This is a genomic window from Lysinibacillus sp. CD3-6 (genome assembly GCF_006351725.2).
GTDB lineage: Bacteria > Bacillota > Bacilli > Bacillales_A > Planococcaceae > Lysinibacillus.
This window is the reverse complement of the sequence record NZ_CP085880.1, coordinates 365,579-384,244: the sequence shown is the minus strand read 5'-3', so window position 1 is coordinate 384,244 and position 18,666 is coordinate 365,579. Positions and strand designations below refer to the sequence as shown.

The following is an 18,666-nucleotide window of genomic DNA, read 5'->3' as shown; positions in this document are numbered from 1 at the left end:
CTTATATTTCTTTCGTTTCTTCTCTTAACCATGCACTTTCTTCTTCATTTAAATATGGAACTAGCTTTGTGTAAACCTCTTGGTGATAATTGTTTAACCATTGTTTTTCACTCTCTGTTAACATATCTTTATTAATCCCTGCCAAATCAATAGGGCAATATGTCACTGCTTCAAACTTCATAAACTGTCCGAATTCTGTTTTCTCGTCTTCAACTACTAACATCATATTTTCAATTCTAATTCCATATTTACCTTCAAGATAGATTCCAGGCTCATTCGTAACAATCATGCCTTTTTCTAATGTTACATGATTCGTATTTCGAATGCTTTGTGGTCCTTCATGAACATTTAGGAAAAAGCCTACCCCATGTCCTGTTCCACATTTATAATCCAAGCCATACTGCCAAATTGGTTGTCTTGCTAAAACATCTAAGTTAGCGCCTGTTGCTCCGTATAAATATTTTACTGAGCTTAATGCAATAAAGCCTTTTAACACCAAAGTATAATCTCTTTTTTGTTCCTCAGTTAGTTTTCCTAAAACAATCGTTCTTGTAATATCTGTTGTGCCATCATAATATTGTCCGCCTGAATCAATTAAAAATAGACCTTCATTATTAAGCGTATATTGCGATTCTTGGTTAGCTTTATAATGCATCATTGCTGCATGTTCTTTATAACCTGCAATCGTATCAAAGCTAGGCCCAACAAAACCTTCCTGTTCTCTTCTGAAATCTTCTAATTTTTGTTCTGCAGTAATCTCTGAAATTTCTTCCTGTTCTACAGAATCTTTTAGCCATTTCATAAATTTCACCATAGCTAAACCATCTTTTATTTCACACCATTTTAAATTTTTTATTTCCATATCATTTTTAATCGCTTTTAAATGCGTTGTAATGTTAGGACTTTCAAGTTTCTTTGTTTTTTCGTTAATGGCATTATATAATCCGATATTTGTTTTATTTGGATCTAAAAGCACGACATCTTCGGCCGAAAGGTATTTTAAGAATGTTTGTAAATCATTATTTTCTTTCAACTCAATTCCTTCTGCCTCTAATTCCGATTTTACTAAAGCGGGAACCTTGCTCGAATCAATAAATAAATAACATTTATGTTGTGCTACAACTACATTCGCTATCGCCACTGGATTATTAGGTACATCGTTACCTCTTATATTCAAAAGCCAGGCAATATCATCAAGGGAAGTTAAAATATAATAATTTGCTCCTTTATTTTTCATTATGGCTCTTACTTCATTTATTTTTTCTACTCGTGATTGCCCCGCGTAGTTCACGTCATGAGTAAAAATCGCCCCTTTAGGAATCTCTGGTCTATCTTCCCACAGACTACCTATTAAATCTTGATCCATTTTTAACGTGATACCTTTCCCTTTTAGATCTTCTTCCATCATTTTAACTAAATCTATTGAAAATACATTTCCATCAAAGCCTACAATGCTTCCTTCATTAAGAACATCTGCTAGCCATTCTGAATAAAACGGTACCCCTGGATCTACCATTCTAAATAATCTTATTCCTGAATTTTCAAGCTGCTTTTCAGCTTGAATATAATATCTGCCATCTGTCCATAATCCAGCATCGTTTAATGTAATTACTACTGTCCCAGCAGACCCTGTGAAACCTGAAATCCATTCTCTACATTTCCAATAGTCAGCTATATATTCGCTCTGATGTGCATCAAAACTTGGAATTATATAAGCATCCATATGATTTTCTTGCATTAGCTTTCTTAACTTTTCAACTCTATCTCTAATATTCATTCCTAGTACCTCCAACATTTTTAATATTAAATTTTTTATTTTCTCGATCATATAACCATAAGGCTAGTACTATACTAATTAAACCTGCTGTAAGCTTCGAAACGATAAACGCGCCTAACATTTCTGGGGCTACTTCTGATACATATCCAAATTGACCACCAAATACAAACGCTCCACTTACCCCAAAAGCAGTACATACAACTTTCCCTTTAGAATTCATATCCTTGAATGTGCCAAAAATTAATAAATTGCTAGCTAAATTACCGATAATACCTGCTACCGATGCAGAATTAACGCCAAATTTCTTCCCTATTTTTTCAAACCTATTTTTAAAAATTAGATTAATCACTTCTAGCATAGGATATGCACCAGCTAAAATAAAGGCGATTTTCCCTACTATAACCATAGATTCAGATAGAGGTGCTAATTCTGAAACAAGCCTTACACCAAATATTACCTCTACACCTTGTAAAAGTAATCCTACAGCACTTAAACTCATGATAAGCTTACCAAATAGATTAAATATTTTTATAAACACATGAGGTGCTTTTAATAATCCAATACCTAAAATAATCGCAAACATAAATATAGGTACCAAGTTCCACACTAATAGTTTAATATTTATATTTTGCCATAATCCTGCCGCAAGACATCCTATCGGTATAGTCATAATTCCAACCAAAACACCTTTAGAAAAGAATTTCTCATCTTCTTTTGCAAGCATTCCTAAAGCGACTGGAATGGAAAAACTAATCGTAGCTCCTAAAGTAGAAGCAATGATAATGCCTGAGAAGGTGCCCATCTCCTCAGTTATTGCTAGCTTCTCCGCCATTTGATAGCCCCCCATATCTACAGCAAAGAATGCTGAAGGTATGATTGAAGGATCTAAATGTAATACTTTACATATTGGAATAATCTTAGCGGATAAAAAATTACTTAATAGAGGTGCTAAAGATAGTATACCTATCATCCCTAGCCCTAGAGGCCCCATAGTTTTTATGCCTTCTTCAAATTTCCTACCTAGTTTTAAATGATTCCCAGTCATATAATCGATACATCCGATTACAAAAAAGGAGCCAATTACAAGCAATACAAATTTATCCATTTCTATTTTCACTTTCTATTAACTTAAATTAAAGTCTTTATTTAGTAGAAGCGATCGTATTATGCCCATAGAAATTTGGCGTATTAACAGCTATGAGCTTCACCTTTTTATTAGTGTAATTCGCCCAATTGTGGGCAATTTTCGAATCCATATGAATACTATCACCAGGATACACGTCATAGCTCTTACCATTTATGTAAACCGTTAAAATCCCCTCTAAAACATAAATGAACTCTTCACCCTCATGTTTATAGGATAATATTTCTTCATTTTTCTTTTGAGGTAGTATTTCGATAAGCCGTGGCACAAGTTGTTTGTTTTCCAAGTCTGTACTTAAACTATACTTAATAAAGCCGCCTTCTACCGCGTCTATTATTTCTTGTTCATAACTTCTTAAAACGATATCTTTTTTGTTATGTGGATAATCAAAAAAATGGGTTAAATGTACTTCCAAAATCGCAGCTAGTTTTTCTAGTGAATCGACTGCTATCGTAGTAAGACCCCTTTCTAATTGAGACAAAAATCCAACAGAAAGTTCGCTTTTTTCACTTAACTCCTTTAAAGTAATTCCTTTTTCAGTCCTTAATTTCTTTATTTCCATTCCTATATTCACTACTCCACCCCCTATTTTTCATAATTGTGAATAATATAATATATTTAAGTGAAATATTCAATGTATTATGAAAAAAATTCACTTAAATGAAATTCTATAGTCATACGCTCAATTGTCCGTATTCTTTTAGTACAAAAAAACGCATAATCCATTAGATTATGCGTCTACGTTATTCAATCTTGATCTTATTGTGCAAGGTTGTAGCATGCTGAGTATGAGCAAACTATAATTGTGTTAGTCAATTCTATTCGAAATTGGTTTACCCTCTCCATATGCCATAAGTGCATTGACATTAAGCATTAACATAGCTGTTCTTGTCTTTAACGATGCACTACCGATATGCGGAAGCGCAACAACATTTGGTAAGGTTAAAAGTGGATGGTCCAATGGAACTGGTTCATGTTCAAAAACATCTAGCCCCGCAGCCCATAGCTTGCCATTTTTTAACGTGTCGTAAAGGGCATTTTCATCAATGATTCCTCCGCGGGAAGCATTAATCAATACTGCATCTTCCTGCATTAAGGCAAGTTCCTTCGCGCCTATTAACCCAACTGTATCGCTATTATAAGGGGTCATTATAACAACAAAATCAGATTTTGTTAAAAGCTCCTCTAGAGTAGCATAACGAAAACCATACATTTCTTCTGCTTCATGGCGACGTCTACGGTTATGATATAAAACTTTCATATCGAAGCCCTTCGCACGTCTCGCCACAGCCTGACCGATACGTCCCATGCCGATAATGCCAATCGTTGAACCCGACACATCCTTACCAACTAACTGCATTGGGTACCAGCTTTTCCAATTACCATCACGTAAATAGCGCTCACTTTCTGGTATTCTACGTGCTGTTGCTAGCAATAAGCCAAATACTAAATCAGCTGTCGTATTTGTTAAGACGCCTGGCGTATTTGTTGCCATAATGCCTCTTTTGCGCAATGCTAGTACATCAATATTGTTAAAACCAACTGCTAGATTTGTCACTAGTTTTAAATTGGGGGCGTGTTTTAGTAATTCTTCGTCAACTTGGTCTGCAATCGTTACCCATAATACTTCACAATCTGCTACCGCTGCTAAAAGTTTGTCTCGCGGAATAACGATTTCTTCTTCCTCCCATTGTTCTATATCATAATACTCCTCTAAAGGCTCAACAAACTGAGCAGGAAATTTTCGTGTAATAAATAATTTCTTTTTCATATTCCAACACCCCTTTAAGTCAATTCCCCATTTTGCCTTTAGCGTAACACTAATAAGCTAACGTCACAAGCAAGCTTTTATATTCGATATTTGCATTTCCCACAATAATAAATGATCAGTTTTTACTTTATCTGAATCTATCCCTCATATCCGTAATTTTATCCTTCAATAATGAGATTTTATCCATTTTTCATAATTCTTTACCCTCCATTCCAACGATTTTTCCATAAAAAAACTATGCACTATTTGTATGCATAGTTCACATTGAGAACAGCCGTAATCAAGAAGCACAACTTCTTGCAACTTGCCGTTTTCATCCTTTTTACGGTTGCTAAATGTTATTTATATCCATTTCAAACAGAAGTGCCGCTTCTGTATACTGAGCGCAGAAAGTGTCTATCGAAAACTTTTGAAGTACGCTCTATTGAAATTTACTTAAAAATCTTTAATCGTCGTATCAAGACGACTTGCAACACGCTCTAATTCCTCCGAAGATTCACCAATGGATTCAATTACAGTAGCCAACTCAGCTATTTGACTACCGACATTTTGAAAGTTTACGATAGAGCCCTCAACTGAGCCAGATATGCATCGAATGCCTTTAATGAGTTCAAATTTTGCTCAATACTATTATTTACGAGCTCTTGTATTTCTTGGATCGCCTGAACAACATGTTTCGTAATCCCGCTAGACATACCGATTAAATCTGCAATTTGTTCCACTGATTCTTTCGTTTGATCTGCCAGCTTACGTACCTCATCGGCTACAACTGCAAAACCTTTTCCATGTTCTCCAGCCCGTGCAGCTTCAATTGCTGAATTCAATGCTAATAAATTTGTTTGTCCAGAAATGCTTTTCACCATCTCGATTACTTTATTAATTTTTGAAGAAGAATGGTTTAACTCCTCCACCATGATCGCCATCTCAGCAGTCTTATCATTAATTTTTCCAGTTTGCTCGTTTAATAGGACAATTTTTGAATAACCTTCGGATGAAACCTTTTGCATCGTCTTCGCTTCATCAAGACTTTCCTTTAAGTAAGTATTTACTTGCTTCGTACTAGAAATAAGCTCCATTACTGATTCATTCGTATCATGAGACTGGGTTTCTAACTGTGTTGAAATTCCACCAACAATATCTTTTACATGTGAACGAATACTATTTCGTTGCTCCTCAACAATAAAATTAGAGTAGTTGTTATACTCCTCCAAAACAATTTGTTGTTCAAAATTACACATTTTACTAATTGCATCACAGTACTTTTCTTCTTCGTCATTTGATAAATGCAAATTATAGACGATTTTCCGTAAAGATTTTTCTAAGTTTTGAAATGCAGCTAAATACCATTTCGGATATAAATTTATCTTTACATGCATTTTTCCTACGCTGCGACGCTTTTCTAAAAAGTTGTCATCGATTCGTCCCTCAAACATTTCAATAATATGATGGCGCAGCGTTTGGCGAAGGCGCTCACTCGAACTGTGCTTTTGAATAACTTCTCGTAAAGTTGGTACACTTTCTACAGCTTTATAAAATGTTTCAACCACTTCCACAACATTTTGCTCCACATATGGCTTTAAACTTTTTATTAACTGTAAATCTTGTATTGTTAAATTGACGAGTTGTAGCTGTAGCAAACGTTCCTTATCTTGAATAGATACACCTGTATTTGACACATCATTCATTACAATTGTATTTTGTTTAGGTCTATTCCTAAATTGAAACATTTCTCCACCCCATAAAATAATATATTGTGCCATTCCATTTTCGTACGCATTCTATCTATAATTAATTATAAAGTGTATTTATTAATAGATACAATAGTTCAGTAAAAATTATCTATTTCGATACCTATTGACACTCATTATCACTATTTTAATAATCCCTTTTATCTAATTAATAGCTATATATTGTTAAAAATTAGTGAATGATGCTATTTTTATAATCACTAACTGAAGGAATAGTGCTGCGTTCACAAAAAAAGCCACTCATTATTGTGACAAATGAGTGACTTTTTACATTTACATGAAAATAATAATACTTAGTATAGCAGCTAATACTAAACGATAAATCGCAAATGGCATCAGTTTTACTTTTGAAATAAGAGCTAAGAAAAACTTAATGGATAGTAATGCAAATACAAAAGAGCTAATAAAACCAACTACATAGAACCCTAAATAATCCATCGAAAGGGTATCCCAGTTTTTCAATACTGAAACAAGACTTGCACCCGCCATTATCGGAACAGCCATAATAAATGTAAAATCAGCAGCTACTCGGTGACTAATCCCGAAAAGGACACCACCTGAAATCGTTGCACCCGAACGAGAAAATCCTGGCCATAATGATAAACACTGTACTAAACCTACTTTAAACGCCATGCCATAAGAAATATCATCTAATGATTCGACTTTAGGCTTTCTTGGTGCAAATTTATCAGCAACAATCATTAAAATTGCCCCTGCTACTAATGCATAAATAACATGCTCTACTTTAAATAAATGGTCATCAATAAAATCTTTGAACGCAAAACCTAATACAACTGCTGGTAGCATACCGACAATGACATGCATTAAGTTAAAGCGACCTTTCATTGATCTTGATTGTCCACTAATATTGTATAGACCCACGAGGCTTAGCATACGCTTCCACATGACCACTACAACCGCTAATATCGAGCCTAACTGAACAACAATTTTAAAAGTATTCGCTGGATACTTTCCTAAAAACTCCTCTGTCTTTAACCACATATCATCTACAATAATCATATGACCTGTAGAAGATACTGGTGCAAACTCTGTCATCCCTTCTACAAAGCCTAAAATAAGTGCCTTCAATAATTCTAATATATCCACATTGTCACCTTACCTTTTAACTTTATTCTTCTTTTGTGCTTTGTGCGGAAAATGAAGCTACTACAATAGACGCCAATTATGAGGTAATTACGTAGGCTCCCTAGTACCTCATACTTATAATAGCCTCAGTTCGAAACAGTCAGCCTTTATTGGATACTACACATGTTGAATAAAGCTGCTGTATACTTCTTTCACAATCCGAATACCTTTCCATATGTCAAAAACATAAATACTTGGCGATAACCGTTTTTTGAACGCACCAACTTATTATAAGCTACTCTTTTTTCATATACTACCTCTTTTACTGAAAAGTAATATCAACTACCCATAGCTCAGAACGACTACCTATACGCATTGGTGGTCCCCAAAATCCAAAGCCTGATGAAACAAGTGTATGCATTTGTCCCTTCATCTTATAACCATGATCCAGTTCAAAAACACGTGCCGTAATATATTGATTTGGCCATAGTTGTCCTTTATGCGTATGACCAGACATATGGAAATCTACCCCTGCTTGCGCTGGTGTTACTAAATCATCTGGTGTATGATTCATCACAAACCAAGGCAAATGATCGTTCAATTTTAAAGCATCGAGTGGCTGCCTTTCTTTATTCGTAATATCTTCTTGGCCTGTTACTATAAACGCATTCCCAACACGAATTGTTTCATCTCGTAAAATTTCCACACCAGCGTTTTTCATTTCTTCTACAAATTCAGGAATTTTCTTTCCATAATATTCGTGATTACCAAGCACACCATATATGCCATAAGTCGCCTTAAGCTGTTTCATTACGTCAGCCATTCCATCCTGCACAAACCATTTTGGGTCATCATCAACAATGTCCCCTGCCAAAAAAACAATATCAGGCTTCACTTCATTTGATAAATTTACAAAACGTTGTAAATGCTTTTTATTTGATAACACACCTAAATGAAAATCAGAAGCCATAACAACTCGCAACGACGATAACTCACTATCTTTTTTATCCATTGTAATCTCCAAATTACGTACAATCGGAGAATATGCCAGATATGTACCAACAGCCCACAGTACAAAAAATATAACGATAGCCAAACTTCCTATCATACGAATATTGTTGAATGGCGTTAACCACATAACAATTTGTACTGTTAAACAAAGCAATAAGCCATATTCAAAAATAAACATCCAATAGTTACCTATTACTGAAAATACTCGTAAAGACTCATGTAACCTTCCTATAACAACACTAAAGGAAATAATATAAAGTAATAGCCAATACACAATTGGATAGTAAAACCAATTCATCGCAACTAGCCATTGCTTGATGCCCCACCCTAAATAAAATGTTAAAGCACTATATATACCTATAAAAAGAACGCCCATGCTTATTTTTGCCATATAATGGTCCTCTACTTTCATATATTCATAGTGATTATAGCATTACAGCTAGAAATCGTATTTTTAAAAGCTCTTTTATTTTGAACAATATTTCAGTAACATTAAAGAGTAACTAGAAAATTCATGCAAAAACGAGCAAATAAAGGGGTGTTATCACAAATGGGGAAGTATAAATTTGAAACAACAGAACATAAGTTATTCCGCAAAACGTTCCGTAAGTTTTTAGCTGAAGAAGCTGAGGTACATTATAATCAGTGGGAAAAAGATCGCCTTATCCCGCTTGATTTTTGGCGTAAGCTTGGACAATTAGGTTATTTATGTCCACAAGTAGAAGAACAATATGGTGGCCTCGGGTTAGACTTTAGCTTCGGTGTCATTATTCAAGAAGAACTAGAACGGGTAGGTTCAAGTCTTATCGGTGTCGGCTTGCATAATGATATCGTTGTTCCATACATTGAGGCTTATGGAACAAACCAACAAAAATCACGTTGGCTACCTAAGTGTGTCACAGGTGAAACTATTACAGCAATTGCAATGACAGAACCAGGAACAGGTTCCGATTTAGCAAATATACAAACGACCGCTATTCGAGATGGCGATCATTATATTGTAAATGGTCAAAAGACCTTTATTACAAATGGCATTCATGCAAATTTAGTGGTCGTCGCGGTCAAAACGAACCCCCAGGCGGAGAAAAAACATCGCGGAATTAGCCTTCTCGTTATTGAGGATGGGACATCTGGCTTTACAAAGGGACGTAAACTAGAAAAAGTAGGCATGCATGCACAAGATACAGCCGAACTATTTTTTGAGGACTGTCGTGTTCCAGTAGAAAATTTATTAGGTGAGGAAGGAAAAGGCTTCACCTACATGATGGAAAAGCTTCAGCAGGAACGTCTAGCTGTAGCAATCGCAGCCCAATCGGCAGCTGAAGATATGCTTGCTTTAACAATTGATTATGTGAAATCACGTCAAGCTTTCGGAAAATCCATTAGTGACTTCCAAAATACACAATTTAAAATTGCCGAAATGGCAACAAAAGTAGAGCTTGGTAAAACGTTTTTAGAATCTTTAATCGAGGAACATATATCTGGCAAAGATGTTGTGACAAAGGTTTCGATGGCAAAATATTGGATTACCGAAAATGCTCGAGAGATATCTACCCAGTGCATGCAGTTACACGGTGGTTACGGCTATATGGAGGAATATAAAATAGCACGACGTTATCGTGATATACCTGTTATGTCTATCTACGCTGGCACAAACGAAGTGATGAAGATGATTATTGCAAAAAATGCAGGGCTTTAAAAGCAATATTGCTCCAGTGTATTGCAACTAAGACAAAAGGAAAAAGTGTTAGATTGATTGTAGTCAATCTAACACTTTTTCTCTGCCGTTGTTGTCCGCTACGGCGGACGCTTTCCGCGGGCACACCGTAAGCCGCAACCCTCGCTAACGCGCGGTCTGTTGCGTCTTACGTTTTGTGCGTTCCCGCAGGAGTCGCCGCCTCCGCTACCAACAACTAGTGCACACTTCTATAAGTGTTTAATGCCAAAGGATAGAAAAGCTCAGTTTTCATACATTCTACATAGATGAAATTTACAATAGCTTTGCCGTAGAAGCCGTGCCTTTGGGATAGTAGATTTCTTAAAAATAGAAATTTTAAACAGCGGCAAAAATTTTGCCGCTGCTTTTTACACTGCTGGTATTCGGACGATTACTTTAAATAAATCTCCATCCACGTCTATGCTCATACGAGCTCCGTGCAAATCAACGATTGATTGAGCAATCGCTAAGCCTAACCCTGAGCCCTCTGTATGACGTGAAGCATCTGCTCTCTTAAAGCGCTCAAATAATTCATCAGCATTTTCGCTTATTTCATATTTGGCAACATTTTTCACAGTGAATTCAGCATCCCCGTTAGCCGTTCTTTTTAACGTTACATAGACACGTGTACCTTCAAGGGCATATTTCAATACATTGACAATTAAATTATCAATTAATCTCCACCATTTTTGTCCATCAACATAAGCGTAAATAGGGTCGTTAGGCATCGACATGCGCAAATCTAAACGTGCCTTACATAAATCCTCTTCATGCTCCCCTACCGCCTGCTGAACGAGCTGTGTTATATCGACACGACTTCGATGCAGCTCGATATTGCCACTCGCCATCTTAGATACTTCAAAGAGATCCTCAATTAGTACTTTTAAGCGGTCTGATTTTTTATCGAGAATTTGAATATATTGCTTACGCTCCTCTTCCGTAATATCTGGATTTTTCAGTAAATCCGTATACGTAATAATCGAAGTTAGAGGGGTGCGTAAATCATGGCTAACATTTGTAATTAACTCTGTTTTTAAACGTTCACTCTTTGCCTGCTCATGCATGGAAGTACGAACACCTTCACGTAAATGATTAAGATTTTCTGCATGGGCTGCGAGTGGTGATTTCCCCTTTACTTTCACATCACGATTTAGGCGCCCTTCTGCCATATCTTTTGTATCCTTCATAATGCGATTTAAATAGCCCATTTTAGAGAGGAAGACAATCATTGCTGGGATACCGACAATCGTACATACGCCAAATACGAGGAGTGGGAATCCGCCTGCCACCATAGTAGCAACAAGACTACCACCACCAAAAAAAGCAGCTGCGACTAAGACGATTGAATGTAACGCAATCGATCGATTTAAAAATAAATCAGTCATCGAATCTCCTATTCCCCATAAATAACTATCTTGTACATTTTCACTTAGCTTTTCCACTGTATTTACGCGATCATACAACCAAATAACTTGCACGAAAAACGCTACACTAATAACGATTAAAACTAATACTTTAAATACAAAGTCAATTAAAAATCGGACATAATTGTATTGATACGTATATTCAATTGCTTCGAATGCAATTTGTGAACAAAACCAATATAGGCAACCTGTTATGAATAACAATACAACTTGAATATCAATGCGAAGCTTGGCTAAAGACTCCTTCTCCTTTAAACCACCAATAACTAGTAGCAGTTCTTTACGTCCTTTCCAGGCAAAGAAGGCCGCAATCAGACTTGTTAACCAAATAACAAAAAACATGTATTGATTCCGTTTAAATTGGTCATAACCATCCATCACTGATGCGTATTGGGCCGCTTTTTTAGAAATAGTAATTGTCCCAGTATATTCACTCGTTTCATTCAATACATCCGATTCAATGTAAACATCCGAACCATATAACAAATGACTTGAATTGTTACTGATACTCCCTGTTCTTAATGGACGGTGTATATATGTTGTTTTGTAGACATTACTGTCATTAATATCTCCTGATTCAAACGTTTCGCCAGTTTCAACATTCGTTAATTCATAAGAAAAATAATTATAGTTTTTCGCAAAATCCTTTGCTTCATCTTTTACAGCTTTTATATATTTATCAATGAGTGCGCCCTTTTGCGCTACAATTTTCTTACGAACATATTCATCATCTTCAAAGTTCTTCGTAATATCTGTTATTTTGGCATCTCGTTCATTTTCAAGCTTTGTTTTTAATTCGTTGGCATTATTATCAGCAGCTTCTTGAATTTTCTCTTCATATTGACTCTTTATATTATCAATTTGCGTGCCTAGTGAGCCATAATAATTGCGGTGTTCCTCAACTTCATTGTCCGAGACTGTAATCTTGCTCTTCAATTCCTCTGCTGTTGGTAAATTTAACACTAATGGTCCTAGCTCTGCTTGGAAGTTATCCAGTTCATTTTGAAAATTTCCAGATTGAAAATACGATTTCCCTACATATTGATAGCCGATTTTAGAAAAAGTAAATACACCGAAAATAAACCATGTTAAACAAATAAGTGCAAGAAGAGGCTTCCAAATTTTCGTCATGTTTTCAATTCCCCTCTAAAAAATTTTTTCGAAAAATTGTAGCATTTCGGAGGAGCGGGAATTTACCATTTGATATGCATAAATACCGAAATAAACGAGACCGATAATACCTGCCACGAATCCTGCAATCGTTACATACTTCTCTATTTTATTTTTCCATTTTATAGCCAACGCCCCATACCACCTTTAAATAACGTGGATTTTTCGGATCCGCTTCAATTTTTTCTCGTATTTTTCGAATGTGGACAGCTACAATATTTTCTGCATTATAAGCTTCCTCATTCCAAACACGTTCATAAATTTCTCGAATCGAAAAAACACGTCCTGCATTTTTCATTAGTAATTCAGTAATTTTATATTCAATTGGTGTTAAACGAACAGGTTCGCCTTCCAATACTACTTCCTTAGCATCTTCATCGAGCACTAAGCCATCAATTTCTACCTTTGTCGCGCCGTCATTGTACGTCCCAAGTTGTACATAACGACGCAATTGTGATTTCACTCGCGCCAATAGCTCTAATGGATGAAATGGTTTCGTAACATAATCATCTGCTCCAACGGATAAGCCATGAATCTTGTCACCATCTTCAGCTTTCGCACTCAGCATAATTATTGGAATGTTGCGCTCTGCTCTAATTTTAAACGTCGCCGTAATACCATCCATATTGGGCATCATAATATCTAAAATAATTAAATGTACTTCATTATTTTCTAGCTTTTCGAGTGCTTCTACACCATCAGCCGCCTTAATAACATGATAACCTTCATTTTTTAAGTAAATTTCAATACCATCACGAATATCTTGATCATCGTCTGTTACAAGAACTGTTAGCTTCGTCATGATATACACCTCGCTCTCAATTAATAGTCTACATGTAAAATCTTAAAAACCAACAAGGATAAAAATGAAGAATTTCTTAAGCTTTTACCATTTTCCATACATACTATTTTTTTCTCCCTGCAAATGTAAGAACCACAATGCCTCCAAGTAGCATTACAACACCAAGCCATGATGTCACACTTAAATGTTCACCGACTAGCACTACTCCTAACATTGCCGCAGTTAAAGGCTCTGCTAGTGACAAAGTTACAGCAGATGAAGAGCTAATTTTTTGTAAACCACTTAAAAACAATAAATACGCTATGCTTGTACACATAACGCCCATAAAAAGCATTGTCCATAAGTTTTGAAAATCCGCTAGCCAGCTAAATCCACTGCCAATTGAAAACGGAAGTAATAGAAGTGCACAGATTGAAAATGTCATAGCCACTGCAGGTAATGCGTCCTGCTGTGCCATTAATTTTTTACTCATATTTGTATAAACAGCAAAGGATACTCCTGCACAAATAGCTAGCCCTACACCACCCATATGAATTGTTCCATCTCCATTATTGATGAACAATAGAATACACCCTGTAATTGTCATAACCGTTGCGATGCCCCAAACTTTTGTTGGGCGCGTTTTCCATAATATCCACTCTAATATGCCAGAAAACATAGGGGCACTACCAATTGTTACGACCGTTCCAATTGCTACGCCTGTTAGACGGATAGATGTGAAAAAAAGACCTTGGAATAATGCAATACTTGCTGCCGCCAATATTGTCCATTTCCACGACCATGTTCGAAAAGTAATTTTACGTAATAACACTACTACAACTAATAATAATCCTCCACCAATTGCTGAGCGAATAGTTGCTACGGCAAATGACGATACACCATTATCTAAAAAAGTTTGTGCTGTCCCTGTCATTCCCCATAATATAGCTGCTAGAAGTACAAAAAAATATGGATAGACCATTGCTGATTCCCTCCTAACCTAAAACACTATCACTACCTACTATACATATTTATCCAAAATCAAACAATTACCAATTTACTTCCTCGATGAACAATCCATCATTATGTTTTCTATAAAAGAGGAGGTATAATAATAACATTAGAAGGAGCGACCGATTATGTATAAAACTATTGAAGAAACAGCTTTGGATCTTGGTATGCCTGAGGAACAAATACTACGACTTGTTTACGAAGGGCTTATCCGTTCCATTTATGATGGGGATCAAATATTGATTAATAGTGGCCAATTTAGTACCTATTTTGAACAGTTAGAACGGATAAAAGAAGAAATAGAAATTTGGCGGAACACACCTATTCCTGAAGATATTGATGTGAAGGACGAAGACTAAACATTAAAAGTGTCAGGCACTCAAACAATTTTGAATTGTTTGAGTGCCTGACACCTACTCAACTAAATGCTCACGACAAATCCAGCACGTTTACCAATAATCTCAGCATAGTCCTCAACCATTACACTTGCCGTTGGATACATTCCTGCACCTGGACCAACTAATGTTAATGTACCAATATAATTTGTTTCAAGTGCAACCGCATTATTTACGTCATCAACTGGATAAAGTGGATGCTCTTTATCTACTAATTGTGGACCAACCTTTGCTACCACTTTACCATTTGTAAGTTTCTCCACTTCCGCTACGTGGCGATAACGTAATCCCTTTTCACAAGCATCCTTTACTTGTTGTGCTGTGATGCAATCAATACCAATTACTTCGACATCCGCCCAATCGGGTTGTTCACCAAAGGCTAATGCACTTAAAATCATTAACTTTTTAAAAGCATCTTGACCAGATACATCATTATATGGGTCAGCTTCTGCGTAGCCTAAGTTTTGCGCCTCTTTTAAAGCTTGCTCAAAGGACCAGCCTTGTGCGCGCATTTTTGTTAAAATATAATTTGATGTTCCATTCAAAACACCTTGAATACGGCTCACATCATTTACAAGCAAAATATTTTTCATCGTTTTAATAACAGGTACACCGCCTGCCGTTGTTGCTTCAAAGCCCACGAATACACCATTTGACTTTGCAAGCTCTTGTAACTCTAAGCCACGTTTTGCAAACATCACTTTGTTTGCTGTAATTACATGACACTTATGTTCAACAGCACGCTTTAAATAACTAAACGCTGGTTCTTCATTAACAATTGCTTCAAATACAACTTGCATGCCAGGCTCCGCTAAAACCTCATCCATACTTGTTGTTAATAAATGAGCAGTACCTGGAACACGTTCACGACTCGTATCTGTTACTAATATTTTGGCTACTTCCAATTCAATGCCTAATTTCCGTTTTAGTTCTTCACGCTTTTCATTCAATATATGATAGATACCTTGACCTACTGTTCCAAATCCTAAAATCGCTGCCTTTATAGTTGCCATACCTGTTATTCCCTCCAACGTACATTTCTCCAGTTTTATATATATATAAAGTCTGTGCCTACAAGCACATATTCAAATAATTCAAAATTTAACTTAAAGAAAATTGTAACGCAAATAAATACATTGCACAAGAAAAATCTTTCTAGGAAGGACAATTGTTTTCCCTAGGCGTGCAAAAGAAATCGGTTTCATTGCCTTTATTATACGTTTTTTTATTAAAACTATAATTTTTGAACAAATCTTGACGATAAAATGAAATGTCTTTCTTCTATTATATATGTACGAAGATACCCTTTATAGAATAAGCTATTTTTGAAAAGTAGTAATTAATTCGACAAGTAAACTGCACAATAAAAAACTCATTCCCTATAGCAGTAGAGAATGAGCTAAAAAATATAAGGGAAAGTTAACTTGCTTGTAAGAATAATCGATAACGATATTGAGCTAAAGCTAATTGCACTAGCTTTACTTCTTCTTGTGTAAAGTTCGGTATTGCATATGTGCGTTCAATTAATTGAAACGATCCGTATTTTAAATAATATTCTGTCGCTGGTAGTGCGATATGGCTTGTACCGTAACCTTCATACTCTTCAAAAACTTCTTTGACTATATAGCCCTTTTCTTTAGCATATACAATTTCTTCAAAAGCACTATGTCCAAAAGTTTGTTGCCATTTTGTTTCAACTGTCGAAAGTATGTTTTGAATGGATTTGTTGTTCACAAAATGATGACTTTCATTTAATTCATAAATAATATAAGCTGTTACATTTTGTGCACGATAAACATTTCCCATTTTCAACACTCCTTATCGATCAGTTTTTTTAAGTGAGAGTAGCTACTGGCTATGTAGCTACCCTCTATATATATATTCAAAAGTGGGGGAGCACTTATGAAAACAAATTGATTGTTCTACCGCCTAAACATTTACGGCATTTAGAATTACGTAACATCGACACTTTTAATTTTTGTTCTAGGTTGGTAGCCATTCGAACATGTAACTTAATCCCTAGTATATAGCATGGTTTTAATTAAGTCAATAATACTTATAAAAATACTAGGTATTGAATATAGGAAATTTCAGAAAACTTACCGAATGAGGTAACGATTGATGTAGCAACGTTATACGCATTACCAAATGAGGTAACGATTGATGTAGCAACGTTATACGCATTACCAAATGAGGCATTTCGAATGAGAAAATACGTTAACGCTACGACAGGAATCTAGTTTTATTAATTTAAGTTATGCTTCTACTTTTTGTGTAGCTGCTGTTACTTGTGCAATTGCTTGCTCTAGGTCTGCAATAATATCCTCAACTGCCTCTAAACCGATTGATAAGCGAATGAGCGACTCGGATACGCCAGTTTGGATTAATTCCTCAGCAGATAGTTGCTGATGTGTTGTTGATGCTGGGTGAATAATTAATGATTTTGCATCTCCAACGTTGGCTACGTGTGAGAATAATTTTACGCTGTCTATTAGCTGACGCCCTGCTTCTCGTCCACCTTTTATGCCAAATGTAAGCACTGAACCGAAGCCATTTTTCAAGTATTTTTTTGCTAAATCATGCGACGCAAAATCCTCTAATCCATTATAATTCACATATTCCACAGATGGGTGGTTACGTAAATATTCAGCGACTGCTAATGCATTTTCATTATGTTTAGGAATACGCAAATGAAGCGTTTCTAAACCTTGTAGTAAGTTAAAGGCAGCATCCGCACTTAATGTTGGACCAAAATCTCGTAGTAATTGCACGCGCAGTTTTGTTGCAAATGCAGCCGCTGCTGTATCAATACCATATCTTAATCCATGATAAGAAGTGTCTGGCTCTGTAAATCTAGGGAATCTTCCTTGTGTCCAATCAAATTTCCCCGCATCTACAACTACGCCACCTAAAGTTGTTCCATGTCCACCAATCCATTTTGTCGCGGAGTGAACAACGATATCTGCACCAAAGTCAATTGGCGTTGCGCCGTATGGTGAGGCAAATGTGCTATCGATAATTAATGGCAGTCCATTTTCATGCGCAATATTTGCTACTGCTTCTACATCTAAAACCTTTAAGCTTGGATTGCCGTAAATTTCAGCGAACACCGCTTTTGTGTTTTCATTGATCGCAGATCGGAAGTTCTCAGGATTTGTTTCATCTACGAAAATTGTTTTAATACCGTAGTTTGGTAGTGTATTTGCTAATAAGTTATATGTTCCTCCGTATAAAGAGCTTGCTGCTACAATTTCATCCCCTGCTCCTGCAAGATTTAAAATTGAAAATGCGATAGCTGCTGCACCTGATGAAAGTGCTACTGCTGCTGTCCCGCCTTCCAATAATGCGACGCGTTTTTCAAAAACATCTACAGTTGGGTTTGTAATACGTGTGTAAATATTGCCCGCTTCTTCTAATGCAAAAAGACGTTGCGCATGAGCAGTGTCTTTAAATACGAAAGCTGTTGAACGATACACTGGTACAGTTCGGGAGCCTGTTACTGGGTCAGGCTCTTGACCACCGTGTAATAGTAATGTTTCTGGTTTGAAATTCGACATATTTTCTTCCTCCTTAATGGTTTTACGATGGTACCGGAGATGAGGAGGATTTATGTGTAGAAAACAAAAACCCT

General features: G+C 36.1%; 16 protein-coding genes. 2 read left to right on the top strand and 14 right to left on the bottom strand.

Going from position 1 to position 18,666, the window contains the following annotated elements; translation table 11 throughout:
• Position 1: 1 nt before the first annotated feature.
• From FH508_RS01835 to FH508_RS01805, 7 genes are all read right to left on the bottom strand, one after another.
• Positions 2-1,777 carry an aminopeptidase P family protein gene (locus tag FH508_RS01835; protein WP_173478743.1) on the bottom strand — a complete coding sequence of 592 codons (1,776 nt, stop codon included), beginning with the start codon at positions 1,775-1,777 and terminating at the stop codon, positions 2-4.
• On the bottom strand, positions 1,767-2,882 hold the full coding sequence (eutH, locus tag FH508_RS01830; RefSeq protein ID WP_173478744.1) for an ethanolamine utilization protein EutH: 1,116 nt from the start codon (positions 2,880-2,882) through the stop codon (positions 1,767-1,769). Before eutH ends, FH508_RS01835 begins: the two co-directional genes overlap by 11 nt.
• 37 nt (positions 2,883-2,919) lie before the next feature.
• A complete protein-coding gene (locus FH508_RS01825; RefSeq protein ID WP_228134352.1) occupies positions 2,920-3,495 on the bottom strand; it encodes a helix-turn-helix domain-containing protein in 576 nt (191 codons plus the stop codon).
• 234 nt (positions 3,496-3,729) lie between these two features.
• Entirely contained in the window at positions 3,730-4,692 is a 963-nt protein-coding gene (locus FH508_RS01820; RefSeq protein ID WP_173478745.1) for a 2-hydroxyacid dehydrogenase, read from the bottom strand.
• Positions 4,693-5,249: 557 nt separating this feature from the next.
• Positions 5,250-6,419: a globin-coupled sensor protein gene (locus FH508_RS01815; protein ID WP_173478839.1), complete on the bottom strand. Its 1,170-nt coding sequence runs from the start codon at positions 6,417-6,419 to the stop codon at positions 5,250-5,252.
• Between the two features lie 294 nt (positions 6,420-6,713).
• A complete protein-coding gene (locus tag FH508_RS01810; RefSeq protein WP_139860048.1) occupies positions 6,714-7,547 on the bottom strand; it encodes an undecaprenyl-diphosphate phosphatase in 834 nt (277 codons plus the stop codon).
• Between the two features lie 301 nt (positions 7,548-7,848).
• Positions 7,849-8,928, bottom strand: a complete 1,080-nt coding sequence (locus FH508_RS01805; protein WP_139860046.1) for a metallophosphoesterase — start codon at positions 8,926-8,928, stop codon at positions 7,849-7,851.
• A 159-nt stretch (positions 8,929-9,087) separates the two neighbouring features.
• On the opposite strand from FH508_RS01805, the gene FH508_RS01800 reads away from it, so the two are divergent.
• Positions 9,088-10,236, top strand: coding sequence for an acyl-CoA dehydrogenase family protein (locus tag FH508_RS01800; RefSeq protein WP_173478746.1), 1,149 nt, complete (start codon positions 9,088-9,090; stop codon positions 10,234-10,236).
• Between the two features lie 386 nt (positions 10,237-10,622).
• On the opposite strand, the gene FH508_RS01795 is transcribed toward FH508_RS01800, so the two are convergent.
• The 4 genes from FH508_RS01795 to FH508_RS01780 all read right to left on the bottom strand — a co-directional run bounded on the left by FH508_RS01795 (position 10,623) and on the right by FH508_RS01780 (position 14,611).
• Positions 10,623-12,809, bottom strand: coding sequence for a histidine kinase dimerization/phospho-acceptor domain-containing protein (locus FH508_RS01795; protein ID WP_139859502.1), 2,187 nt, complete (start codon positions 12,807-12,809; stop codon positions 10,623-10,625).
• A gap of 15 nt (positions 12,810-12,824) precedes the next feature.
• Positions 12,825-12,980, bottom strand: coding sequence for a hypothetical protein (locus FH508_RS01790; protein ID WP_173478747.1), 156 nt, complete (start codon positions 12,978-12,980; stop codon positions 12,825-12,827).
• A complete protein-coding gene (locus tag FH508_RS01785; RefSeq protein ID WP_139859503.1) occupies positions 12,958-13,650 on the bottom strand; it encodes a response regulator transcription factor in 693 nt (230 codons plus the stop codon). Before FH508_RS01785 ends, FH508_RS01790 begins: the two co-directional genes overlap by 23 nt.
• Positions 13,651-13,753: 103 nt before the next feature.
• A complete protein-coding gene (locus FH508_RS01780) occupies positions 13,754-14,611 on the bottom strand; it encodes a DMT family transporter (RefSeq protein ID WP_139859505.1) in 858 nt (285 codons plus the stop codon).
• A 157-nt stretch (positions 14,612-14,768) separates the two neighbouring features.
• Between FH508_RS01780 and FH508_RS01775 the strand changes: the two genes are divergently transcribed.
• The gene (locus FH508_RS01775) at positions 14,769-14,999 is read left to right on the top strand and encodes a DNA-binding protein (protein ID WP_139859507.1); all 231 of its coding nucleotides are present in this window, start codon (positions 14,769-14,771) and stop codon (positions 14,997-14,999) included.
• Positions 15,000-15,061: 62 nt separating this feature from the next.
• Here the strand turns inward: FH508_RS01775 and FH508_RS01770 are convergent, their stop codons facing one another.
• The 3 genes from FH508_RS01770 to FH508_RS01760 form a co-directional block, all read right to left on the bottom strand.
• On the bottom strand, positions 15,062-16,048 hold the full coding sequence (locus FH508_RS01770) for a homoserine dehydrogenase (protein WP_173478748.1): 987 nt from the start codon (positions 16,046-16,048) through the stop codon (positions 15,062-15,064).
• A gap of 406 nt (positions 16,049-16,454) precedes the next feature.
• Positions 16,455-16,841, bottom strand: coding sequence for a hypothetical protein (locus FH508_RS01765; protein ID WP_173478749.1), 387 nt, complete (start codon positions 16,839-16,841; stop codon positions 16,455-16,457).
• A gap of 449 nt (positions 16,842-17,290) precedes the next feature.
• Positions 17,291-18,592, bottom strand: coding sequence for an O-acetylhomoserine aminocarboxypropyltransferase/cysteine synthase family protein (locus tag FH508_RS01760; RefSeq protein ID WP_173478750.1), 1,302 nt, complete (start codon positions 18,590-18,592; stop codon positions 17,291-17,293).
• Positions 18,593-18,666: the final 74 nt, after the last annotated feature.